The 20,443-nt window shown below is 60.1% G+C and carries 23 protein-coding genes and 2 pseudogenes; 14 read left to right on the top strand and 11 right to left on the bottom strand.

What is annotated here, in order from left to right; all coding sequences use genetic code 11:
- Nucleotides 1-16 precede the first annotated feature (16 nt).
- The 3 genes from KQ659_RS19620 to ytxJ all read left to right on the top strand — a co-directional run bounded on the left by KQ659_RS19620 (nt 17) and on the right by ytxJ (nt 1,445).
- Nucleotides 17-631, top strand: a complete 615-nt coding sequence (locus tag KQ659_RS19620; RefSeq protein WP_216690556.1) for a hypothetical protein — start codon at nt 17-19, stop codon at nt 629-631.
- Nucleotides 552-992 (top strand): hypothetical protein, encoded by a 441-nt coding sequence (locus tag KQ659_RS19615; protein WP_216679541.1) that lies wholly within the window; start codon nt 552-554, stop codon nt 990-992. Before KQ659_RS19620 ends, KQ659_RS19615 begins: the two co-directional genes overlap by 80 nt.
- 108 nt (nt 993-1,100) lie before the next feature.
- Nucleotides 1,101-1,445, top strand: a complete 345-nt coding sequence (ytxJ, locus tag KQ659_RS19610; RefSeq protein WP_216679542.1) for a bacillithiol system redox-active protein YtxJ — start codon at nt 1,101-1,103, stop codon at nt 1,443-1,445.
- A gap of 77 nt (nt 1,446-1,522) precedes the next feature.
- On the opposite strand, the gene KQ659_RS19605 is transcribed toward ytxJ, so the two are convergent.
- A complete protein-coding gene (locus KQ659_RS19605; protein ID WP_216679543.1) occupies nt 1,523-1,930 on the bottom strand; it encodes an OsmC family protein in 408 nt (135 codons plus the stop codon).
- A 109-nt stretch (nt 1,931-2,039) separates the two neighbouring features.
- On the opposite strand from KQ659_RS19605, the gene KQ659_RS19600 reads away from it, so the two are divergent.
- From KQ659_RS19600 to KQ659_RS19590, 3 genes are all read left to right on the top strand, one after another.
- A complete protein-coding gene (locus KQ659_RS19600; RefSeq protein ID WP_216690557.1) occupies nt 2,040-2,933 on the top strand; it encodes a hypothetical protein in 894 nt (297 codons plus the stop codon).
- A gap of 190 nt (nt 2,934-3,123) precedes the next feature.
- Nucleotides 3,124-4,017: a lipoyl synthase gene (gene lipA / locus KQ659_RS19595; protein ID WP_168672505.1), complete on the top strand. Its 894-nt coding sequence runs from the start codon at nt 3,124-3,126 to the stop codon at nt 4,015-4,017.
- Between the two features lie 19 nt (nt 4,018-4,036).
- Complete coding sequence (locus KQ659_RS19590) at nt 4,037-4,228, top strand: hypothetical protein (RefSeq protein WP_216679545.1); 192 nt, start codon at nt 4,037-4,039, stop codon at nt 4,226-4,228.
- Nucleotides 4,229-4,564: 336 nt separating this feature from the next.
- Here KQ659_RS19590 and KQ659_RS19585 read toward each other — a convergent pair whose 3' ends face one another.
- On the bottom strand, nt 4,565-5,170 hold the full coding sequence (locus KQ659_RS19585; protein ID WP_216679546.1) for a DUF4136 domain-containing protein: 606 nt from the start codon (nt 5,168-5,170) through the stop codon (nt 4,565-4,567).
- 231 nt (nt 5,171-5,401) lie between these two features.
- On the opposite strand from KQ659_RS19585, the gene KQ659_RS19580 reads away from it, so the two are divergent.
- Nucleotides 5,402-5,731: a hypothetical protein gene (locus tag KQ659_RS19580; RefSeq protein WP_216679547.1), complete on the top strand. Its 330-nt coding sequence runs from the start codon at nt 5,402-5,404 to the stop codon at nt 5,729-5,731.
- Nucleotides 5,732-5,803: 72 nt separating this feature from the next.
- Here KQ659_RS19580 and gcvP read toward each other — a convergent pair whose 3' ends face one another.
- Nucleotides 5,804-8,722 (bottom strand): aminomethyl-transferring glycine dehydrogenase, encoded by a 2,919-nt coding sequence (gcvP, locus tag KQ659_RS19575; protein ID WP_216679548.1) that lies wholly within the window; start codon nt 8,720-8,722, stop codon nt 5,804-5,806.
- Nucleotides 8,723-9,003: 281 nt separating this feature from the next.
- Between gcvP and KQ659_RS19570 the strand changes: the two genes are divergently transcribed.
- Nucleotides 9,004-10,227, top strand: coding sequence for an NAD(P)-dependent oxidoreductase (locus tag KQ659_RS19570; protein WP_216690558.1), 1,224 nt, complete (start codon nt 9,004-9,006; stop codon nt 10,225-10,227).
- 20 nt (nt 10,228-10,247) lie between these two features.
- On the opposite strand, the gene KQ659_RS19565 is transcribed toward KQ659_RS19570, so the two are convergent.
- The 5 genes and pseudogenes from KQ659_RS19565 to KQ659_RS19545 all read right to left on the bottom strand — a co-directional run bounded on the left by KQ659_RS19565 (nt 10,248) and on the right by KQ659_RS19545 (nt 13,097).
- The gene (locus tag KQ659_RS19565) at nt 10,248-11,057 is read right to left on the bottom strand and encodes a DUF1206 domain-containing protein (RefSeq protein WP_216690559.1); all 810 of its coding nucleotides are present in this window, start codon (nt 11,055-11,057) and stop codon (nt 10,248-10,250) included.
- 180 nt (nt 11,058-11,237) lie between these two features.
- Nucleotides 11,238-11,402 (bottom strand): annotated as a pseudogene (locus KQ659_RS19560) (CsbD family protein); the annotation flags it as partial.
- Nucleotides 11,403-11,477: 75 nt separating this feature from the next.
- Nucleotides 11,478-11,672, bottom strand: a pseudogene (locus tag KQ659_RS19555) (CsbD family protein); the annotation flags it as partial.
- 168 nt (nt 11,673-11,840) lie between these two features.
- Entirely contained in the window at nt 11,841-12,488 is a 648-nt protein-coding gene (locus KQ659_RS19550) for a hypothetical protein (protein WP_216690560.1), read from the bottom strand.
- Nucleotides 12,489-12,491: 3 nt separating this feature from the next.
- Entirely contained in the window at nt 12,492-13,097 is a 606-nt protein-coding gene (locus KQ659_RS19545) for a hypothetical protein (RefSeq protein WP_216690561.1), read from the bottom strand.
- Between the two features lie 130 nt (nt 13,098-13,227).
- On the opposite strand from KQ659_RS19545, the gene tnpA reads away from it, so the two are divergent.
- Nucleotides 13,228-13,656: an IS200/IS605 family transposase gene (gene tnpA / locus KQ659_RS19540; RefSeq protein ID WP_216690562.1), complete on the top strand. Its 429-nt coding sequence runs from the start codon at nt 13,228-13,230 to the stop codon at nt 13,654-13,656.
- 76 nt (nt 13,657-13,732) lie between these two features.
- Here the strand turns inward: tnpA and KQ659_RS21625 are convergent, their stop codons facing one another.
- Entirely contained in the window at nt 13,733-13,867 is a 135-nt protein-coding gene (locus KQ659_RS21625) for a hypothetical protein (protein ID WP_262905502.1), read from the bottom strand.
- A 220-nt stretch (nt 13,868-14,087) separates the two neighbouring features.
- Here KQ659_RS21625 and KQ659_RS19535 point away from each other — a divergent pair, with 220 nt between their 5' ends.
- Both KQ659_RS19535 and KQ659_RS19530 read left to right on the top strand, forming a co-directional pair.
- Complete coding sequence (locus KQ659_RS19535; RefSeq protein ID WP_216679553.1) at nt 14,088-15,236, top strand: hypothetical protein; 1,149 nt, start codon at nt 14,088-14,090, stop codon at nt 15,234-15,236.
- 51 nt (nt 15,237-15,287) lie between these two features.
- On the top strand, nt 15,288-15,647 hold the full coding sequence (locus tag KQ659_RS19530; RefSeq protein ID WP_216690563.1) for a hypothetical protein: 360 nt from the start codon (nt 15,288-15,290) through the stop codon (nt 15,645-15,647).
- 70 nt (nt 15,648-15,717) lie between these two features.
- Here the strand turns inward: KQ659_RS19530 and KQ659_RS19525 are convergent, their stop codons facing one another.
- Entirely contained in the window at nt 15,718-16,167 is a 450-nt protein-coding gene (locus tag KQ659_RS19525; protein ID WP_216685781.1) for a hypothetical protein, read from the bottom strand.
- 168 nt (nt 16,168-16,335) lie between these two features.
- Here KQ659_RS19525 and KQ659_RS19520 point away from each other — a divergent pair, with 168 nt between their 5' ends.
- The 3 genes from KQ659_RS19520 (at nt 16,336) to KQ659_RS19510 (ending at nt 18,991) form a co-directional block, all read left to right on the top strand.
- Nucleotides 16,336-16,737: a hypothetical protein gene (locus tag KQ659_RS19520; protein ID WP_216690564.1), complete on the top strand. Its 402-nt coding sequence runs from the start codon at nt 16,336-16,338 to the stop codon at nt 16,735-16,737.
- A 125-nt stretch (nt 16,738-16,862) separates the two neighbouring features.
- Nucleotides 16,863-17,879 carry a hypothetical protein gene (locus KQ659_RS19515; RefSeq protein ID WP_216690565.1) on the top strand — a complete coding sequence of 339 codons (1,017 nt, stop codon included), beginning with the start codon at nt 16,863-16,865 and terminating at the stop codon, nt 17,877-17,879.
- Nucleotides 17,880-17,986: 107 nt separating this feature from the next.
- Nucleotides 17,987-18,991, top strand: coding sequence for a DUF3089 domain-containing protein (locus tag KQ659_RS19510; protein ID WP_216690566.1), 1,005 nt, complete (start codon nt 17,987-17,989; stop codon nt 18,989-18,991).
- A 472-nt stretch (nt 18,992-19,463) separates the two neighbouring features.
- On the opposite strand, the gene tsf is transcribed toward KQ659_RS19510, so the two are convergent.
- Nucleotides 19,464-20,300 (bottom strand): translation elongation factor Ts, encoded by an 837-nt coding sequence (gene tsf / locus KQ659_RS19505; RefSeq protein ID WP_216679559.1) that lies wholly within the window; start codon nt 20,298-20,300, stop codon nt 19,464-19,466.
- Between the last annotated feature and the right edge of the window lie 143 nt (nt 20,301-20,443).

The following is a 20,443-nucleotide window of genomic DNA, read 5'->3' as shown; positions in this document are numbered from 1 at the left end:
TTCTACCCGCTGCGTGGTGAAATACTGTTTACCCTCCGTCGTGTTTCGGTCCTTGCTGGGCGTGCTGCTGCTGGCCGCGCTGGGCAGCTGCACGCTCTACCACAAAGTGTTTCACCCGTACCGGCTGCCCACGCCCAAGCCGTCGCCGGAATACATTGCCCAGCAGAAACAAAAAAAGGAGGACGAAAAGCTGAAGAACGACTTGGCCAAATCGGTCGTCTCGGCCCGGAAAAAATCGGGCGATGCGACCCCGGAAGCTGCTACTGATGTCTCGACGCCCAGCAACGCCGGGGCCATCGCCAGCGCCAGCACCGCCGATAGCAAAGGCAGCGTGTACCCGGAGCGCTCCACGGTGCGGTACGACAAGCACGGGCTCATGAAAAAGCCTAAGCTGAACCGCCGCAAGCGCCACAAAGTGAGCAAGGGCTTCCATCCCATCGAGTCTATCCGCAACTTCTTCAAATACGGCCTCCATGCAAAACCCAACTACAGCCCCGACCACCGGCCGGCGCCCAAGCAGCCCAGCGCTACGCCCGAACAGGAATTGCCCGATGAAGCCATGCCCACTCCCGCACCAGCAGCGCCCACTACGGAGCCCGCGCCAAGCTCCGCACCTGGCGGCAAGCCTTAGCCGGCTGCTGGGCCTGCTGGCCGTAGCCGTCTTTCTACTGAGTACCGCCCCCGCCCAGGCCCAGATTGAGCCCACTAAACCCGGCAAAATAAAAGCCGCCAACCGCCGCGCCCTGCGCGAAGACCGCACCACCGAATCGCCCTATAAGGACAGCCACCTCGACGTGACCCGCGTGCAGCTCAAACGCGGCCAAAGCACCCAGGCCGTGCCCGAAACCCGCAAAGACTTCGACTACAAAACCGGCACCGCGCCCAACGTGCAGCCTTCTGGTTTCTTGGGCCTGCGCCGCAAAAAGAATAATCTGCAACGTCCGTTCGCCCAGTCCGGCAACAAAAAGGACGCGGCCCACGAAAAAGAATGAGCCGCGCGGCGGGAATCTACCGGCCGTAAGTTGTTGTTGTGTACCAGCGCGCCGGTCCAGTTTCTTTTATTCGGCCCGCAGGCCTCCTCATCATCACTAATTATTGCAATGTCCACTCCCTGGCTTCCCCTCACCCAATCCGACGAAATTACCCAGCTGGCGCAGGCCTCGCACGAGCAGCCGGTGCTCATTTTCAAGCACAGCACTACCTGCTCCATCAGCGCGGCGGCCAAGGGCAAGATTGAGCGTCAGTGGGCCGATAGCGGCCTCACCCTGCCCATCTACTACCTCGATTTGCTGCGCTTCCGGCCCCTCTCGGCCCAGATAGCCGAGCAGTTTGGCGTCACCCATCAGTCGCCGCAGCTCCTGCTCATTCAGGCCGGCGAGTGCACCTACGACGCCTCGCACATGGGCATCCGCCTTGCCGATGTGAAGCAGGCCGTGCAAGGCTAGCAACCCGTAGTAAAAAGTGAACGGCTGCCCGGTTTCATGCGTTGAAACAGGCAGCCGTTCATTTCTTTTATTCTTTTTTATTTGTACTCGAACACGATGTTTTGCCGCACGTCCGGGTGCAGGCTCAGGCCCACCGGGCAGGTGTGGGCGGCGCGTTCCAGGATGGTCCGCTCGTTGGGGGCCAGGGCGGCGGGCAGCGTAAACGTCACGTCGATTTGGGCAATGCGGCGTGGGGCTTCCGCGCTCATGTGCTTCTGCACGGCGAAGGTGCTGTCCACCAGGTTCCACTGGTGGCGCTCGGCCACAATGCCCATCACCGTCATCATGCACGAGCCCAGGGCCGTGCTCACGAGGTCGGTGGGGGAGAAGGCTTCGCCCCGGCCGTGGTTATCGAGAGGGGCATCGGTTTGAATAATATTGCTGGAGGCCACGTGCGTGGCTTCGGTGCGGAGGTGGCCCGCGTAGCGGGCAGTGGCGGTGCTCATCAAATCAGGAAGTTACCTTTACGAAGTTGTTTGTTATTTTGCTAAATTACGTATTACGTGGTGCGCCGTGTCTGCGGCGTCGGTTCGGGTCCCCTTTCGGTTGAAGATTATGCGTTTTTTTTCTACACATACTTACCGCTGGGGCCTGTTGGCTGCCGGCTTGCTCATGGCCGCTGGCGCGCAGGCCCAGGACCGCCCCACACCCGCGCCGGCCGCTGCACCGGCTCCCGCGTCGGCGGTGCCCGCTTCCCGCTCCGCATCAGCCCCGCTGCGGGCCGATATGATTTCCGACGTGCCCTCCGATGAGCAGTCGTATCAGAAGGAATTTGTTTTTGGGGTGAATTTTAATACCCAGGGCGGCCTGCTGGGCGGCGCGTCGGTGCGCTCCTCGCGGGTGATGGATGACCGCCTGCTCCGCTTCTGGAGCGTGGAGGGCGTGATGCTGAAAAACGCCAAGGAAGAGCGCATCAATTCGTTCATTGGTGGCACCTACATCAACCGCAAAACCAACTACGCCTTTGTGTTGCGGCCCTCTGTGGGCATCCAGCGCATTCTGTTCCGCAAGGCTGCCGATGCCGGCGTGCAGGTGAATGGCCTGCTCAGCGTGGGCCCGTCCTTCGGCCTGCTGATGCCTTACTACATCAGCTACGACCGCACGGCCACGCGCACAAACGTCATCAATCTCTCGACCGATGAGATTGTGAACGAGCAGTACGACCCCTACAAGCACACCATCACGGGCGCTATTCTTGACCACGGCCCCCTATTCAGCGGTATCGGCCAGACGCAGGTGGTGCCCGGTTTCCATCTGCGTGGCGGCCTCAGCTTTGAGTACGGCCGCTACCGCGATGCCGTGACGGGCCTGGAAGTAGGCTTCCTGGTCGAGGGCTTCACCAAGCGCCTGCTCATCCTCAGCCCCAGCACCCTCTCCGATACCGACGCGCTGAACCGCAAGTTCTTCTCCTCGGTGTACCTCACGCTGTATTTCGGGCACCGCTCGTAATGCTGCGCTCAATGAGGAATTGAGAACCGAAGGAAGGCGGAGCCAATGAAGAATTAGGAATGGGTAATTTGGACTGGTACGTTGCCGGATAGGCGAGGCGCATCAATTGCGCCGTAAATTTGTTTGTGCTTAGTATTGAATGGGCCGAGGGTAATTCCTCCTTCTTCATTCCTCATTCCTCATTGAAAAAATGATTGATTTGCCCGTTATCCAGCCCGAAACGGCTGCTCCCGCCCGCCCCCGCAAGCCCGACTGGTTGCGCGTGAAGCTGCCCGTGGGCGAAGAATACGCCGCCGTGCGCCGCCTCGTCGACGAGCATAAGCTGCACACCATCTGCGAGAGCGGCAACTGCCCCAACATGGGCGAGTGCTGGGGGGCCGGCACCGCCACGTTCATGATTCTGGGCAACATCTGCACCCGTTCGTGCTCGTTTTGCGCCGTGGCCACCGGCCGCCCCACCGAGTACGACCTCGACGAGCCCCGCCGCGTAGCCGAAGCCATTTCGCTGATGAAGGTGAAGCACGCCGTGCTCACCAGCGTGAACCGCGACGAGCTGAAGGACCGCGGTGCCAGCGTGTGGCGCGAAACCGTGGTGCTCACCAAGCAGCTCTCGCCCACCACCACCATCGAAACCCTGATTCCGGACGTGAAAGCCAACTGGGACGCGCTCGACGTAATGATTTCGGGGGGCCAGGAAGTGATTTCGCACAACGTCGAAACCGTGGGCAGCCTCTACCGCCTCGTGCGCCCCCAGGCCCGCTACGACCGCAGCCTGGAGCAAATCCGCCGCACCAAGGCCGCCGGCCACCGCACCAAATCCGGCATCATGCTGGGCCTGGGTGAGAAGCCCGACGAGCTGTACCAGGCCATGGACGACCTTGTGGCCAACGGCCTCGACATCCTCACCCTCGGCCAGTACCTGCAGCCCACCAAGCGCCACCTCGAAGTAGCCGAGTTCATCACCCCCGACCAATTTGCTCACTACAAGGAAGAAGGCCTGCGCCGTGGCCTGAAGTACGTGGAGAGCGGCCCGCTGGTGCGCAGCTCCTACCACGCCGAGCGCCACGTGAACGTGCCGATTTAAACTCATTTCTCCCCTCACCATGGAAGCAACGTTGAAAGAGAGAGCGCATCAGTTGCTTGAGCAACTGCCCGCCAGTGCCACTTTTGAGGACTTAATGCACGAGCTGTACGAGTTGCGCTCTATCGAGCGGGGCTTGGCCGATGCTGAAGCTGGACGGCTGACTCCGCACGATGAAGCGCGTCGCATTGTTCTTCAAGGCATTAAGAAATAGTGAGGGTTATTCACTGGACTGATGAGGCCCTCGACCAAGCCTTGAAAATCCGGGAATATCTGTCAGTTACTTCTGCCGAGTATGCAGTTCAGGTAGTAGACACCTGATTCTCTCGCATCGACCAGCTGGTTGCTTTCCCGTTTAGCGGCCCGTTGTATGCCAAGGCAGGCCTTCCACAAATCAGATAATTATTGGTGAGGCCTTATAGAGTAATTTATGAGGTTACTGACCGCCAGATAAGAATTCTGGCCGTATTTAATCAGCGTCAGCAAGGATAGACAACAAAAAGCCCGCTCAAATTGAGCGGGCTTTCTGTTGTCGAATAGCAAGCGGCTGTTAGCGGCGGGCGTTGTTGTCCTGCGGCGGGTAGGTGCTCAGAATGCCGTTTACGATGCGGTGGGTTTCCACTTCGTCAATGGTGTTCTGGTTCACCTGGGCCTGGCCGGTGCCGCGCCACGCCAGCTCCTTGCGCTTAGCATCGATGATGTCAATGACCACGGTACCTGCCTTGTACTGCGTCACGGACGAGTAACCACGGTAGCCCCCGAAGCCGCCATAGCCGTAGCCGTAGGGGTAGCCCAAGCCACCGTAGCCGGGCGAAACCTGCTGCTTTTCCTCCACGCGGGCACTGTAGGCCACGTAGATGTCGGGCGCGGTGGTTACTTCGGTGAGGCCCTTCTGGGTCATTTCCGATGCTACCGAGGCACGCATGCGCTTATCGAGGAACGATTCGTAGCCCTTGGCCGGGCCGCCCTCGGCATCCTTGGGCTGCTGCGGGTACCAGGACCAGGTTTTGAAAGCCCGGAAATTTACGGCGTGGTCAAAATCATTAGTTACACCTACGCGGGAGGCCGTGGTGCAACCGCTGGGACCCAGTAACAATACTAAGCTGGCGGCAACCATGGCCACCGGATGGACCAGGAAACGGGTGATGCGGTTCATAAAAAGGAAGAATGAATACGGATGGATTTGAGCCCCTAAAAAGTGGTCAATCAGGATGAATGGGCAGTTTTTGGCAGCTATGATAATAACGAAAAAGAGGGGTGCAGTGTTCCATTTTCAGGGGGCTGGGCCGGATATTAAGCGAGTGTAAATAAGAAGACAAAATATTGACATCACGCGAATTTGTCCTACCTTACCTCCAAAATCCTCATCCTTGCTTTTTCCTTGTTGATGAAAAGAACTGCCCTACTCTTTTTGGTTGTTTCCAGTCTGCTTGCTGCCTGCACCTCCACCCGCGACGAAATGGGCAAGGCGGCGGTCGACCGTACCCCCATAGTGCATAACACTATTGTGGACTGCCCGGTATACGATGGCATGAAAAAGACGTCCACTGTGCTGGCCCAGACCACCAGTGGCAATGAAGTACAGGTGACGGATACCATCAATGCCTATTTCGTGCGCGTCCGGCTCGAAAAGGATGGCCAGACCAAAGTGGGCTACATGGACCGCCGCTGCTTCGGCGAGCGAGGCAACGAGCGGGGTAATCGTAAGATGAAGTAAATGAGTTAAAAGTTAGGAGTTAAAAAGCCCGTCTGAATCGTCAGACGGGCTTTTTAACTCCTAACTTTTAACTCAATAGGACGGGCCTTTGTCGGCCTGCACCAGCTCTTCCTGCTGGTCGGCGTATTCCTCCATCGGCGTGCAGCTGCAAATCAGGTTGCGGTCGCCGTAGGCCGAGTCGATGCGGGCTACGCTGGGCCAGAACTTGTTGGCGCGGACGTACTCCATGGGGTACACGGCTTGCTCGCGCGAGTAGGGGCGCGTCCACTCGTGCACCAGCACGGCGGCGGCGGTGTGCGGGGCGTGCTTCAGCACGTTGTCCTTGGCATCAGCCTTGCCCGATTCTACCTCGGCAATTTCCTTGCGGATAGAAATCATGGCGTCGCAGAAGCGGTCGAGCTCGGCTTTACTTTCGCTTTCGGTGGGCTCAATCATGAGCGTGCCGGCCACGGGGAACGATACGGTAGGCGCGTGGAAGTTGTAGTCCATCAGGCGCTTGGCAATATCTTCGACTTCGATGCCAGCCTTTTTGAAGTGGCGGCAGTCGAGAATCATCTCGTGGGCGCAGCGGCCGTGGCTGCCGGTGTACAGCACCGGGTAGTGCTCCTCGAGGCGGGCCTTGATATAGTTGGCGTTCAGAATGGCAATTTCCGTGGCGCGCTGTAGGCCGTCGCCGCCCATCATCGAAATGTAGGCGTAGCTGATGGGCAGGATGCTGGCCGAACCCCACGGCGCAGCCGAAACCGAGCCATTGGTGCGGCCTTCTACCGGTACCACGGCGTGGCCGGGCAGGTAGGGGGCGAGGTCGGCCACTACGCCGATGGGGCCCACGCCGGGACCACCGCCACCGTGGGGGATGCAGAAGGTTTTGTGCAGGTTGAGGTGGCATACATCGGCCCCGATGGTGGCAGGGGAGGTGAGGCCCACCTGGGCGTTCATGTTGGCGCCGTCCATGTACACGCGGCCGCCGTGCTCGTGAATCAGGTTGCAGATGTCGATGATGGTTTCCTCGTACACACCGTGCGTACTGGGGTAGGTCACCATCAGGCAGCTCAGGTTAGCGGCGTGCTTGTCGGCCTGGGCCTTCAGGTCGGCCACGTCGATGTTGCCGTCCTCGGTGCTCTTCACCACTACTACCTGCATGCCGGCCATGACGGCCGAGGCGGGGTTGGTGCCGTGAGCGGAAGAGGGGATGAGGGCCACGTTGCGGTGATGGTCGCCGTTGGCTTCGTGGTAGCCGCGAATGGCCAGCAGGCCGGCGTACTCGCCTTGCGCGCCCGAGTTGGGCTGCAGGCTCACGGCATCAAAGCCGGTTACCTCGCAGAGCCAGGCCTGCAGGTCGGAGAAAATCTGCTCGTAGCCTTTGGCCTGCTCACGCGGGGCGAAGGGGTGCAGGCCGCCGATTTCGGGCCAGGTCACGGGAATCATCTCGGCGGTGGCGTTCAGCTTCATGGTGCACGAGCCGAGCGCAATCATGGAGTGCGCCAGGCTCAGGTCCTTGTTTTCGAGCTGCTTCATGTAGCGCAGTATCTCGTGCTCGGCGTGGTGGGTATTGAACACCGGATGCGTGAGGTACTCGCTGGTGCGCACCAGGTTGGATGGGACGTGCAGCTCGGCGGCTTCAATTTCTTCGGCCAACTGGTCGGCTTCCTTGCCCAATACCTTGGCGAATACGTCCAGAATATTGGCCACGTCGTGCAGCTCGGTGTTCTGGTTCAGCGAGATGCCTACGCGCACATCCTCAAAATAGCGGAAGTTGATGCCGGCGGCTTCGGCTTCCTTTTGCAGGGCCTGCTGCATTTCGGCGCTTTCGAGGCGCAGGTTCAGGGTATCGAAATAAGACGTGTTGGTTTGCTCGACGCCCAGTTTCTTCAGGCCGGCTTCCAGGGTCTGGGCCAGCAGGTGGGTATTAGTGGCAAACTGCTTGAGGCGCTGCGGGCCGTGGTACACGGTGAACATGCCGGCCAGCACGCTCAGCAGCACTTGGGCGGTGCAGATGTTAGAGGTAGCTTTTTCGCGGCGGATGTGCTGCTCGCGGGTTTGCAGGGCCATGCGATAGGCTTTGTTACCGGCTGCGTCGATGCTCTGGCCAATGAGGCGGCCCGGAATGACGCGCTTGAACTGCTCGCGGCAGGAGAAAAAGCCGGCGTGCGGCCCGCCGTAGCCCATCGGTACGCCGAAACGCTGGGAGTTGCCCACGCACACATCGGCCCCCAGCTCGCCGGGCGAGGTGAGGAGCGTGAGGGCCAGCAAATCGGCGGCCATCACCACGAAAACGTTGTTCTTCTGCGCCTGGGCGATGAAGTCTTTGTAGTCAAAAACTTCACCGTCGGCGGCGGGGTACTGCACCATGGCACCGAAGAAGCCTTCGTTGCTCAGGTCAATCTGGCGGTGGTCGCCTACTACCAGCTCGATGCCAACCGGCGTGGCGCGGGTGCGCAGCAGGTCGATGGTCTGGGGCAGCACCTGCTCCGATACGAAGTACTGGTTGGCACCCTTTTTCTTGGTCTGGCTATGCAGCATGTGCATGGCCTCGGCGGCGGCGGTGCCTTCATCCAGCAGGCTGGCGTTGGCGATTTCGAGGCCGGTGAGGTCGATGACGACCGTTTGGTAGTTGATGAGGGCTTCGAGGCGGCCCTGGGCAATTTCGGCTTGGTAAGGCGTGTAGGCGGTGTACCAGCCCGGGTTTTCCAGAATGTTGCGCTGGATAACTGGGGGCATGGTGGTGTCGTTGTAGCCGAGGCCGATGTACGACTTAAACACCTGGTTCTGGCCGGCAATCTGCTTGAACTTCGCCAAAAAAGCCCGTTCGCTGAGGGCGGCGGGCAGGTCGAGCGGTTTCTTCAGGCGGATGGCGGGCGGCACGGTTTCGGCGATAAGCTGCTCGATGCTGTCCACGCCGATGGTGCGGAGCATGGCGGCCTGGGCATCGGCCCCGGGCGCATTGTGGCGGGCTTCAAAAACGTCGACTGGCGAGAATTTCAACGACATAATGAGGGGAATAGATTGGTGGATAGCCGGTTAGGCGGGTGGGATTACAGAGTTTGATTCCGTAACAAAGGTACGCCCGAAACGTCCCGGCGAACTGTGGGTAAATCTGTAATTTTGGCTGTCTTATAGCAATGAAGACCGTCATGCAGAGCGCAGCGAAGCATCTTTACCGCTCAATGCAATTTAATTAACAGGTTTACTTCCTGCGGTAAAGATGCTTCGCTGCGCTCTGCATGATAGCCTACATCTCTCGCCTCACCCAATTCCCACCACTCCCACCCATGTCCCTCACCATCGGCCTCATCCGCGAAGGCAAAACCCCGCCCGATAAGCGCGTGCCCCTCACCCCCAAGAAATGCGGGGAAGCGCTGTCGGCCTTTCCCGGCCTGCGCATCGTGGTGCAGAGCAGCGCCATCCGTAGCTACACCGACCAGGAATACCGCGACCTCGACCTGGAAGTGCGCGACGATATTTCGGACTGCGATGTGCTGATGGGCGTGAAGGAGGTGCCCACCGACCAGCTTATTCCGAATAAAACATACCTCTTTTTCTCGCACACCGTGAAGAAGCAGCCGGCCAACCGCAAGCTGCTGCAGGCCGTGCTCGAAAAGAATATTACCCTGATTGACTACGAGCGGCTGACCAACGCCCAGGGTGAGCGCATTGTGGCCTTTGGGCGCTACGCCGGCATCGTGGGGGCCTATAATGGCCTGCTCACCTACGGCCGAAAGCACAGCCTCTATAACCTGAAGCCTGCCCACCAATGCGTGGACATGGACGACATGCAGGAGGAGTTTTTTAAGGTGAAGAAGCTGCCCCCCATTAAGATGGCCGTGACCGGCTCGGGCCGCGTGGCGCAGGGCGCGCTGGAAGTGCTCGACCGCATGGGCATCCGGCGGGTGAGCGTGTACGACTATCTGTACCTCAATTTCAACGAGCCGGTGTACACGCAGCTGCGCAGCTCCGACTACAACCGCCGCCGCGACGGCCGCGTGTGGGACACCTCCGATTTCCACCAGCACCCCGAGGAGTACGAGTCTACGTTCGGCAACTTCCTGCCCGTGACCGACCTGCTCATTGCCTGCGCCTACTGGCACCCGGCCGCCCCGCTGCTCTTCAGCGAAGCCGATACCCGGCGGCCCGATTTCCGCATCAATACCATTGCCGACGTGACCTGCGACGTGAACGGCTCGGTGCCCACCACCAAGCGTAGCAGCATCATCGCCGACCCGGCCTTCGACTACAACTCCGTCACCGGCGAGCTGGAACCGGCCTACTCCCGCCTGGAAAATATCACCGAGATGGCCGTGGACAACCTGCCCTGCGAGCTGCCCCGCAACGCCAGCCGCGACTTCGGCCGCCAGCTCATCGACATGGTGCTGCCCCACCTGCTGGGTAACGATGCCGAGGGCGTGATTGCCCGCGCCACCATCGCCAAAGGCGGCCAGCTGACGGAGCCGTACCAATACCTGCGCGACTACATGGCCGAGCCCGTGCGGGCCTAGCCGCTACACGCTCCGCAGCACTAGCCGCTACACGCTCCGCAGCATGGGATAGCGGGCCTGTACCAGCGAATTGAGGCCGTAGGCAATGAGGCCGGCGCAGTGGCCAGAAAGTCGAAGGCCTCATCGGTGCTGCCCACTGCGCCGGCCCGCGACTGCTGCCCCGCCTGCACAAAGAAATAGCCGATGATGCCCACCACAATGCCCCGGGCCGTGACGCCCACCTGCGCGGCCCGGAACACGAGGCGGTGCTCGGCGGCCGAAAGTTGGCGGGCACTTACATCCGACTGCAGCTGCCCCGAAAAGGCGCGGTACCCCTGGTACAAGCCGATGAAGATGGTGACCACACCCCCCACAATCAGGAGCCAGTCGCCCCCAGGCCAGCTCAGCACCTCGGTGGCCAGTGTTTTCGTGGCATCGGTGCCTGCGTCGGCGTGGCCCTGAAGGGCGAGCCTGGCGGCGTAGATAGCCAGGCCGCTATAGAAAAGCCCGCTGCACACATACCAGAACCGAAAGCTCAGCCCTTTCAGGCTGGTGCCTTTGCCCTCGGTATCGAGCAGCGCCTGCGCGAAGCGCCACAGAATGTAGCCGAGCAGGCCCAGTGCAATCAGGCCCAGCAGCACGCTGCCGCCGGGCACCTGCTGCAGGTGCTGCATGGCTTCCTGCTTGTCGGCACGGGCCCCACGCTGCACCCCCATAGCAGCCAAAAGCGCCAGCACGCCCATGAGCACATACACCACGCCAATGGCGGCAAAGCCGAGCTTCGCCAGCGCTTTAATGCCGGACGAAGGCAGGGGAGGAATAGTGGTAAGCAGCTTATCGGTGGCAGACATAACAACGGCAGAAGGCAAAATACTGCATTTTCTTACGCAGCAATCCGGCGCAAAGGTTGAGGCAGTGCCATGCGGATAGATGCAAAAAAGCCCCTTCTGCTGCCAGAAGGGGCTTTTTTTATTAATGAAACAAGGCGGTGGAATTGGGAAGGCGCGTTATTTCATCGGGGAAAAGTCAATTTAGAACGTGCGCTGGAACCAACCTTTGATGTCGTCGATGGTGTGGCCCGTTTTCTCCTGCAGGCGGCCGTACCACTCGTCCTGCTTGCCGTCTTCGTAGTCGAGGTCGTTGTCGGTGAGGTTGCCCCACTTCTGCTTGGCCTGGCCTTTAATCTGATTCCAGTCGCCGCGAGCTTTCAGCTCAGTGCTGTTGCCGGTGGCGGCAGCGCTGGCATCGTTGGTGGTGTTGCTGAACCAGTTTTTAATATCATCAATGGTTTCGCCGGTTTTTTCCTGCAGGCGGCCGAACCATTCGTCCTGCTTGCCTTCGCTGTAAGTCAGGTCGTCGTCGGTCAGGTTGCCCCATTTCTGCTTGGCGGCACCTTTCAGTTGGTTCCAGTTGCCGCGGCCTTGCAGCTCAGTATTGTCACCGATTTTATTGTTGTTAACGTCCATGATTGAAAGGGAAGTATAATTAGAAAGAAATGAGGGTGGGAGGGGAAGTAGTTGCGAGCTTTGTACGCAAGGCATTTGGGGCGCGTTGAGGACGCGGGACGAATGCCAGAATCTTACACCCCCATTGCTGCGCATCCGTAGCCCGGGCCGGCCACATTGCGGCAGCTGCTATAAATTGCCCGCTACGAGGCTGCCCAGAAGCACTATCCACAGGCCCGCGCCCACGCTGTAGCCGCCCCAGGCTCGGCCGCGCTTGCGGTGCTGGGCCTCTTCGCGGTAGGCGTGGCTGTAGGTAGGGTCGGCCAGCAGCCCGGGGTCGGGAGCCTTCAGGTTGGCCGCCGTTATGGCGTGAGGCGCCATGATAGCCGGGGCCATCACGCCCAGAAATGGCCCCCCGTAGAGCGTAGCAGCCAGCGAACCCCAGAACGGGCCGCCGCTGGTGTAGCTGCGGGCCGCATCCTGGCGGCCCTTGGTGCGGCGCTGGGCATCGCTCAGGCCCGGTAGAAGGTCGGACGTCAGCGGCTTTTCGGTTGCAGGGGCCGGGTGGAGCACCTCGCGGGTACCATTGGCATAGCGTACCAGAAACACGTCGGCCGTAGTCAGGCGCAAGGTGTCGGTGCCAGCGGGGGGCAGGTAAGTCAGGGCCAGGGGCGAGATGGTGAGCACCCGGCCCGGTACTTCGCTGCCATCGGCACATAGGATAACATCCGTAGTTCCGGCTGCCTGCGCACGGGCTTGGCCCACCCCGGCTAGGAGCAGCAGGAGCAGCAGGAGCAGCAAATGCCACAGGGCTGTGGGTTTGGCAATGGTGCGCATGACCTAGCGATGGCGGGCGTTGAAGCCAAGCATCAGGCTGACGCGGGTGCCGCCATTGCCCGGCACCACGGCCACGTTCACGGGGAAATTGATGCCGTTGGAGCGAAACGAGGTGCCCATGGCCAGTACCAGGTTGGCCCCCAGAGGCGTTAGGTTGGGGCCCACGCCGAACTCGAAGCCCTTGGCCCCGCGCATGCCCAGCAGGCCGCTCACGCTGGGCAGAAACTTGCCCTGCTCCAGCCCGCCCACCAGCGGCACGAATTCGACCAGCCCGCTCACCCCATTGGGCAGCCGAAACAGGCGGCTCTCGAACTGCCAGCCAAACTGCGTCAGGAAGGGGTTGAGGTCGGGAATGCTTTCGCGGGCCTTGTCCAGCACGTTGGCCGAGAGAATGGTGAAGCCAATGCGCGGCCCATCGAGCCGGATGGGCTCGTCCAGAATGGCATCGTCGGGCGACTGGTTATTAACCGTGGGCACATCGGCCGGGAAAGCCGTGTGTGCTGCTGCCGTCGATACGGGCACGCCGCCGCTGGCCGTTGCCGGGGGCGCGTTGAGCACTTCCTTGGTGCCGTTGGCGTAGCGAATCAGGAATACATCGGAGCGCCACACGCTGATGAGCGGGCCGTCGGGGTTGTCGGCGCGGCGGTATTTTACTTTTTAAGCACGCTAGTTAAAGCTATGCCCTTTAGGGCAAGACTTTAGTTGCTACTCACTTCCAGGCGTCGGGTACCTTTGTGAGATGAAGCAGCGAACAGGCAGCCATTCGGTTCACAAGCTGGAAGTGCATCTGGTGTGGAGCACAAAATATCGCTACCAGGTGCTGACGGGGGATGTGCAACTGCGCTGCCGGGACTTGCTGCGTCAGACGTGTAACACGCTGGATGTGTGCATCTTGAAAGGGGTAGTGAGCAAAGACCATATCCATTTGCACGTCTCGTATCCGCCCGCCTTGGCTGTGAGCGAATTAATGCGTCGCTTGAAGGGACGCAGCGCCAAGTTGCTCTTGCAAGAGTTTCCCGAGTTGAAGCGGCGGTATTGGGGCGGTCATTTCTGGGGCATTGGCTACGGGGCCTGGAGTGTCGGTAACATCACAGACGAGCTACTCGAAGCGTATTTGAATCATCACAAGGACCAGCCCAATGGGGACGAGAATTTCATTCTGGAATAGCCCACTTACAGTGGTTGTCTTTCAGTCGGCTTGAGCCGAAACCCGCGAATTTCATTCGCAATCCAAACCTATGGACTTACAGTCCATGGTCGTTTAGTTCGGAAGGCGTGATTTCGACCACCTTCACTGCAACTTCGTCGCCGTTGCGCTTGGTGAGCAAGTCCTGGGCGCAGGCCGGGCCAACCACCAGCAGCACCAGCAGGGAACACAATAGGAGTAGGCGTATATAAACATGGCGCGGGGGGCTAAGGGTGAAAACATGATGAAAGGTGGCGTATTCACTACCCGAATTCAACCGTATTTTGCACATTGTTAGACCTTATGCAGTGGGTGATTTTATTATTAAGTCGATGATTGATAGGTTTTAATGATGTGATAAAAGGATATTAATATGCGCTCCAAATAATCAAAAAAACCTATTTACGGCATCAATGGACGACCTGCGCACCGCGCTTCTCACCCTCAGCCCCGACGACCGGCGCGATTTCGGCCGCTTCATTCAGCGGCAGCGCCGTAAAACCATCGGCCGGCTCGATTCGCGCCTCTACGAGCTGCTGGTGCGGGTCAAAGAGCTGAAAATCGAGCAGCTCATCGCCCAGCTCTACCCCGCCGAGCCCAACCCCGTGGCCTACTACGCGCTACGTAAGCGCCTCATGCGCCACCTCACCGACTACCTGCTGCTGCGCCAGCGCCAGCTCGATACCGCCGCCGCCGCCACCGTGCGCGGCCACCTCACCCTGGCCCAGTACCTCTTCGAAGCCGGTATTCCGCGCCTGGCCTGGAATACCCTGCGCAAGGCCGAAAAGCTGGGCCGCGAAACCGAGCAGCACGAGCAGCTGAACGCCGTGTACAACCTCCAGATTCAGCACGCCAGCTCGCCCTACGCCGAGCCGCTCGACGAAATTCTGCCCCGCTACCGCCTCAACAAAAAGGCCGCCGACGAGGAGGAGCGGGCCAACATTGCCGACAGCCTGCTGCGCCAGCGCCTGCGCGAGTCGCGGGTGCGCGGCCGGGCCGTAGTGGCCGTCGATGCCATTCTGCAAAATATTCTGGCCGAATACGACTTGCTGGAAGCCTTCGCCCGCTCGCCCGCGCTACTCAGCCGGCTCATGTCCATCACGCGCAACGCCATGCTGGTGCGGCGCGATTTCACGTCGTTTGCCGTGTTTATTGAGCGGTGCTACAACCTTATGGAGCGCCGCCACGGCTTTGCGCCGGCCCAGCGCGGGCACCAGCTCAAGCTGCTCTACATGCTGGCCCACGCCCTGTACCGCTCGCGCCGCTTTGCCGAGTCGGTGGCATATCTGGAAAAAGGTGCTGCCCTGCTGAGCGCCGGGCCGGGCCGTCCGTTCAGCGAGTTTACGCCGCGCTTCACCTTCTTGCTTGCGGCCAACTACGCGTTTTTGCGCCGCAATGCCGAAAGCATTGGCCTGCTCGAAGCCGCTTTGCGCGGCCCCAAAGCCCTCACTGCCGCCGACGACCTCACCGCCCGCCTCCAGCTCACGTTTCACTACTTCGCCGAAGGCCAGTTTGCCAACGCCAACCAGGCCCTGCTCAGCCTGAACCGCACCGACCACTAGCTGGAGCAGCACCTGGGCCTGGAGTGGCTGCTGAACCGCAACATCGGCGAAATGCTCATTCAAATCGAGCTCGACAACGCCGAGCAGGCCCTGACCCGCCTGCGTACCATCGAGCGCACTATCCGCGACCTGTTTCCCGCCGTGCCCGCCGACGCGGCTACCGCTACCGAAGCCGTGCCCGCCGGCGGCCCCTATCGCCCCGTGCTCACCTATCTGAGCCTGGTGCGCGAGCTCATCGAAAACCCCGCCACCGCGCACACCCACGACTTCGGCAACCGGGTAACGCACCTACCTCCGTTCATTTCCCAGGAGCGCGAAGATTTGCAGGTCATCAGCTTCTACTCCTGGCTGCGCGCCCGCACCCTGGGCCGCCCGTATTACAACGTGCTCCTGGAAATTGCCAATGCCTGAGCATTTCGCATAAAGAAGCCCCGCGCAATTTCCTGCGCGGGGCTTCTTTCATAATCAGGGCCGGCTGAAATTACTTCTTGGCGGCAGCCTGCATGTTGTCTTTGGTCTGCTGGGCCGATTTGGCGGCGGCGTCGCCCATGGCGTTCATTTTGTCGCCGGCGGCGTTCATTTTGGCGTTCATCTTGGCACCGGCGGCATCCATTTTGTCACCAGCGGCTTCCATTTTGGCATCCATTTTGGCACCAGCGGCTTCCATCTTGGCATCCATTTTGGCACCAGCGGCATCCATCTTGGCACCGGCATTCTGCATGCCTTCTTTCATGTTGGCCGAGGCGTTGTCGACGGCAGCGCCGGCGGCGGCACCAGCTTCGGTAGCTGACATGGCAGTGCTATCGGTCACGACCGTAGCGGTGGTACCGTCGGTGGCCACGGTGGTTTCGGTGGTTTTGGTCTGCTCGCAGGCAGTGGCGGTGAAGGCAACGGCGGCGGCTACGAACAGTGCTTTAACGGAAATTTTCATGGTCTGTGGATTTGAAAGTGAGATTTGACCGTTAATCAATACTAGTCAAAAAGGTAACCCATCCGCTAAGTTGGCCTGCGCCCGGGCCAGCCGCCCCAAACCGCTTAGCTAACTTTTATCGGCCGGTAGCAGTATAGCCCTCACGCATCTTTTCAATCTCGCATTCCCATGGATTCCACCGCCGCCACTCCGCAAACGCCCGCCACGCCCGCCGTGCCCATGACTGTTAGCGACCAGCAAAATACCGCCCTGCTCGACGATACGCTCACGTTCCTCACGGCCAGCACGCCCACCAACTCCGGCCCGGAGGGCATCGTTGAAATTGAGCGCTGGGCTGCCGTGCTGGCCGCCTCCGAACGCACCGGGCTGGCCAAAATCAAGCAGGAGCTCGGCCAGCTCAGCGATATGCTGGCCGATGCCAAAACGCCCGCTCACGACATCGCCGAAATCCTCGCCAGCCTGGGGGCCGAAACCGCCAAAGTAGCCGAAGAGGCCGGCGGAGACTACGCCGCCCCGCTCACCAACCTGAGCAAGCAGCTCATTAAAGCCGGTAATACGCTCTCGAAGTAGCCGGCTCCGCCTCGCCGTAACCATTGTAGCGCGAACTTTGTAGTTCGCGTCCTCGCAGCTGCCCGGAAAGTTCCGGCTGGCCGCGTGGCGACGCGAACCACCAAGTTCGCGCTACTGCTTTTTCTATGGCCCCTCTCACCCCCGCCGACCTGCTGCCCTACGACCCGTTTGACGGCATGCGCTTCGGCCCCGAAACCTGCTTCCTCAGCGGCCAGCCCGTGGGCCCCGACGATACCGTGCCCGTGTTCGCCGAATGGCTGCAAACCCGGTATAATCTGGCCGAGCGCCCCATTCAGCTCCTCGACCAGCGCACCGTCCTCATCAAGGATTTGCGCCTGCCCGCCGCCCCCGCCGCCCGCCAGCGCATCGAAGAGCTGGAGAGTAGGGTAGCGGCGGCCGCCGCGCAAGGCCCCGCCGCCCTCCGCGCCCTCGGCGATGACACGCTGTTCCTCTGGATGGGCAAAATGTTCTACGGCATCTTCATTACTGAGCTCCTGAACGAGTTCGAACCCCTGATAAAGCCCAAGTACCCGCTGGCCGAAAACGCCGCGCTGGTGCGCCGCTTCCAGGCCTTTTTTCAGCTGCTGCAGGGCCTGCGCGTGTCTACCGAATACGCCGATTTCGTGCCCGGCTCCGTTTTCGTCCTCGAAGCCGACCCCGCCGAGGACGTGACACCCTTCGAGTACGACGACGACCTGAATACCCTCGTTTTCAGCATTAAGCTCGATAAAACCGTACTGGTTGCCTGTCTGGTCGATATCGCCTTGGTAGGCCAGGCCATGCGCAAAGTCTACGCCGATGCCCAGCGCCCCCTGCACCCCGTGCAGATTGCCGAGTTCAAGGCCCGCGTGTACTATGCCGCCCACCTGCTGCACGTCGTGCCCGATATCTACCCGCGTCACCCGCGCCCCGGCGACACCCAAATCGTGTTCGACGCCCTCATCGACGACGTGACCGGCGCCATCTTCAACCCCTGGGAGAACAGCGCCTACACCCAAACCCTGGCCGAAATGTGGCAGCGCTGGAACATCTCCCTCGCCGACGTAGTAGCCAAACCCGCCGAGCCGCTGACGCTGCTTTACAACCAGGACGGTACCCCGCGAGAGCTGAAGCACTGGCCGCCAGTTTCAAGCGAAGCATGAGTTCCTTCAAAAACAATCATCAGGCTCTCCCTCTCCGCAGGAGAGGGGCCGTGCCCGGCAGGGGCCAGGGGGTGAGATTACTCGTCTGGGCAATCATATTATCAATATTGCCGCTCACCAGCTGCCTCCGCCTGCTCAAGCCGCCGCACGATTTTGCCTACTACCACCCCGGCCCCGTCCCCAACTATGCCGAGGACAGCAACTGGGCTGCCCTGCCTACCCGCTGCGACCCGGCCGATGCCGTGCCCCGCAAAACCACCCTGCGCGACCAGCAGGCAACGGCCGAAGCCGACGTGTTTTTCGTGCACCCCACTACTTACTTCTGGCGCGGCTCCTGGAACGCCAGCGTGGCTAATGCCCGCCTCAACTGCTATACCGACCGCAGTGCCATCCGCAAGCAGGCCACCGTGTTCAACGCCACCGCCCGTATCTACGCCCCGCGCTACCGGCAGGCCACGCTATATTCCTTCTTCGATTCTACCGCCGAAGGCAGCAGCCGCAAAGCCCTGGCCCTGGCTTACGCCGATGTGCGCACCGCTTTCCAATACTACCTCGCGCACTACAACCAGGGCCGCCCCATCATCATCGCAGGCCACAGCCAGGGCACCGACCACGCCACCCGCCTCCTCCACGAGTTCTTCGATAACGACCTCAAGCTGCGCCGTCAGCTCGTAGCCGCCTACCTCATTGGCTTCAGGGTGCAGCCGCATGAGTACCAGACCATTCTACCCTGCGCCGATTCGCTGTCCACGGGCTGCTTCGTGGCCTACAATTCCGTGGCCACCGGTAACGAATTCCCGCCCTTCAGCCACGTTGCCGTCACCAACCCCCTCACCTGGACCACCGATACCGCGCGGGCTCCTGCCAGCCTCAACCGGGGCGGCGTCAGCCAGTGCTTCAAGCGTATCGACCCGCACGTAACCGATGCTAAAATCCACGACGGCCTCCTTTGGGTCACGCCACCCAAACCCGGCGGCTACCCGCGCTTCCTGCTCCCCGGCGAGCTCATCCTCCGCCACTCCTTCCACATCGCCGACTACTCCCTCTTCTACATGAACCTGCGCGAGAATGCGCAGGCGCGGGTGCGGGCGTGGCAGCTAAGAAGCAAGTAAGTCACGCTCGAATTGAGTCCGCAAATTCGTGATTTGAGTGTCAGGATTATTATGGTTGAAGACATCCATTGACTTCCAAAAATTCGCTTCATCGAACCCCGCAAAATCATTCACGGAAGCAAGGGCCAAATTATGTAGCTGGTATGCCACCGGGCCGGCAAATCTACCAAGTTTCATTGCGCGGGTATCATCCGTCAACGGAGTAGGAACGGAGCGAATGTTTAATAGAAAGTTATATAGATAGGACTTACGCAGTTGAAGCACTAACCAACTGAAAAACAGCAATATAATAAATATATGTCTTTAATGCAAGTCATTGATTTTCAGGTTACATAGCTTTTTAAGTGCGTAAGTCCTAATAGAATGCCTCAGTAAGTGGCTTTGCGTAGGTTGTCCATCCTGCAAGTAAAGTATAAAAAAAGCCCCGCCGGCACAATGCCAGCGGGGCTTTCAATTTAGCAGTCAGCTGCAATTAAGCGCCGATAGCCACACGCTTGAAGTCCGAAACCGTCATGCCTTTCGACTTGCTGTCGAGCAGCTGGGCGATGGTCATCGAGCTGTCTTTTACGAACTCCTGGTTCAGCAGGGTGTTGTCCTTGTAGAACTTGTTGAGCTTGCCCTGGGCAATTTTCTCCAGCATCGCCTCGGGCTTGCCTTCGGTGCGGGCCTGCTCTTTGCCCACTTCAATCTCACGCTCAGCAATGGAAGCATCCACACCGTCTTTGTCAACGGCAATGGGCTTCATGGCCACAATTTGCATGGCTACGTCGCGGCCCACGGCAGCAGCGTCGGCGTCGCCCACGTTCTTCAGGCCCACGAGTACGGCCTTCTTGTTGTCGGAGTGCACGTACGAAGCCACTTTCTCAGCGGTCAGCGTAGCGTAAGTCACTTCCAGCTTCTCGCCGATTTTGCCCATCAGGTCCGTCACGTGCTCCTGAATGCTCTGGCCGTCCGCAGCTTTGGCAGCGAGGATGTCCTCTTTCGTGCTCGCGTCGATGCGCACGGCCGTGTCCAGAATTTGCTGAGCCAGCTCACGGAAGTTAGCCACTTTAGCTACCGACTCGGTTTCGCAAGCCAGTGCCACCAGTTTGCCTTGGGTGCCGTCTTCGCTCACGCTCACCAGCACGAGGCCTTCCGACGTCTCGTTCTCGGCGCGCTTGTCAGCGATTTTCTGGCCGTGCTTGCGCAGAATGTCGCGGGCGGCTTCGAAATCGCCGTCGGCTTCCACCAGTGCTTTTTTGCAATCCATCATGCCGGCACCGGTCATGGTGCGGAGCTTATTTACGTCTGCGGCGGTAATAGCGGCCATTGGAAGTAGCGCGGACTTTTAGTCCGCGAATTAAGTGAATGGTTATTTTTGAGAAGAGTCGCGGACTAAAAGTCCGCGCTACAAAATAAAAAAGGGAACCTTCGGAGCCTAGACTACGCGAAGGTTCCCTTTTTTCAAAGAGC

Origin of the sequence: Hymenobacter siberiensis, from assembly GCF_018967865.2 — a bacterium.
GTDB lineage: Bacteria > Bacteroidota > Bacteroidia > Cytophagales > Hymenobacteraceae > Hymenobacter > Hymenobacter siberiensis.
The sequence above is the reverse complement of the archived record's forward strand: the minus strand, read 5'-3'. Positions and strand labels throughout refer to the sequence as shown.

Coding starts and splice junctions, on each gene's coding strand:
- KQ659_RS19585 (WP_216679546.1), bottom strand. CDS start 5,170: ATGAACCGCATCACCCGTTTCCTGGTCCATCCGGTGGCCATGGTTGCC.
- KQ659_RS19600 (WP_216690557.1), top strand. CDS start 2,040: ATGCGTTTTTTTTCTACACATACTTACCGCTGGGGCCTGTTGGCTGCC.
- KQ659_RS19565 (WP_216690559.1), bottom strand. CDS start 11,057: ATGTCTGCCACCGATAAGCTGCTTACCACTATTCCTCCCCTGCCTTCG.
- KQ659_RS19525 (WP_216685781.1), bottom strand. CDS start 16,167: ATGAAAATTTCCGTTAAAGCACTGTTCGTAGCCGCCGCCGTTGCCTTC.
- KQ659_RS19530 (WP_216690563.1), top strand. CDS start 15,288: ATGCTCATTCAAATCGAGCTCGACAACGCCGAGCAGGCCCTGACCCGC.
- ytxJ (WP_216679542.1), top strand. CDS start 1,101: ATGTCCACTCCCTGGCTTCCCCTCACCCAATCCGACGAAATTACCCAG.
- KQ659_RS19605 (WP_216679543.1), bottom strand. CDS start 1,930: ATGAGCACCGCCACTGCCCGCTACGCGGGCCACCTCCGCACCGAAGCC.
- KQ659_RS19570 (WP_216690558.1), top strand. CDS start 9,004: ATGTCCCTCACCATCGGCCTCATCCGCGAAGGCAAAACCCCGCCCGAT.
- tsf (WP_216679559.1), bottom strand. CDS start 20,300: ATGGCCGCTATTACCGCCGCAGACGTAAATAAGCTCCGCACCATGACC.
- KQ659_RS19535 (WP_216679553.1), top strand. CDS start 14,088: ATGGACGACCTGCGCACCGCGCTTCTCACCCTCAGCCCCGACGACCGG.
- KQ659_RS19615 (WP_216679541.1), top strand. CDS start 552: ATGAAGCCATGCCCACTCCCGCACCAGCAGCGCCCACTACGGAGCCCG.
- KQ659_RS19515 (WP_216690565.1), top strand. CDS start 16,863: ATGGCCCCTCTCACCCCCGCCGACCTGCTGCCCTACGACCCGTTTGAC.
- KQ659_RS19520 (WP_216690564.1), top strand. CDS start 16,336: ATGGATTCCACCGCCGCCACTCCGCAAACGCCCGCCACGCCCGCCGTG.
- KQ659_RS19580 (WP_216679547.1), top strand. CDS start 5,402: ATGAAAAGAACTGCCCTACTCTTTTTGGTTGTTTCCAGTCTGCTTGCT.
- tnpA (WP_216690562.1), top strand. CDS start 13,228: ATGAAGCAGCGAACAGGCAGCCATTCGGTTCACAAGCTGGAAGTGCAT.
- lipA (WP_168672505.1), top strand. CDS start 3,124: ATGATTGATTTGCCCGTTATCCAGCCCGAAACGGCTGCTCCCGCCCGC.
- KQ659_RS19590 (WP_216679545.1), top strand. CDS start 4,037: ATGGAAGCAACGTTGAAAGAGAGAGCGCATCAGTTGCTTGAGCAACTG.
- KQ659_RS19550 (WP_216690560.1), bottom strand. CDS start 12,488: ATGCGCACCATTGCCAAACCCACAGCCCTGTGGCATTTGCTGCTCCTG.
- gcvP (WP_216679548.1), bottom strand. CDS start 8,722: ATGTCGTTGAAATTCTCGCCAGTCGACGTTTTTGAAGCCCGCCACAAT.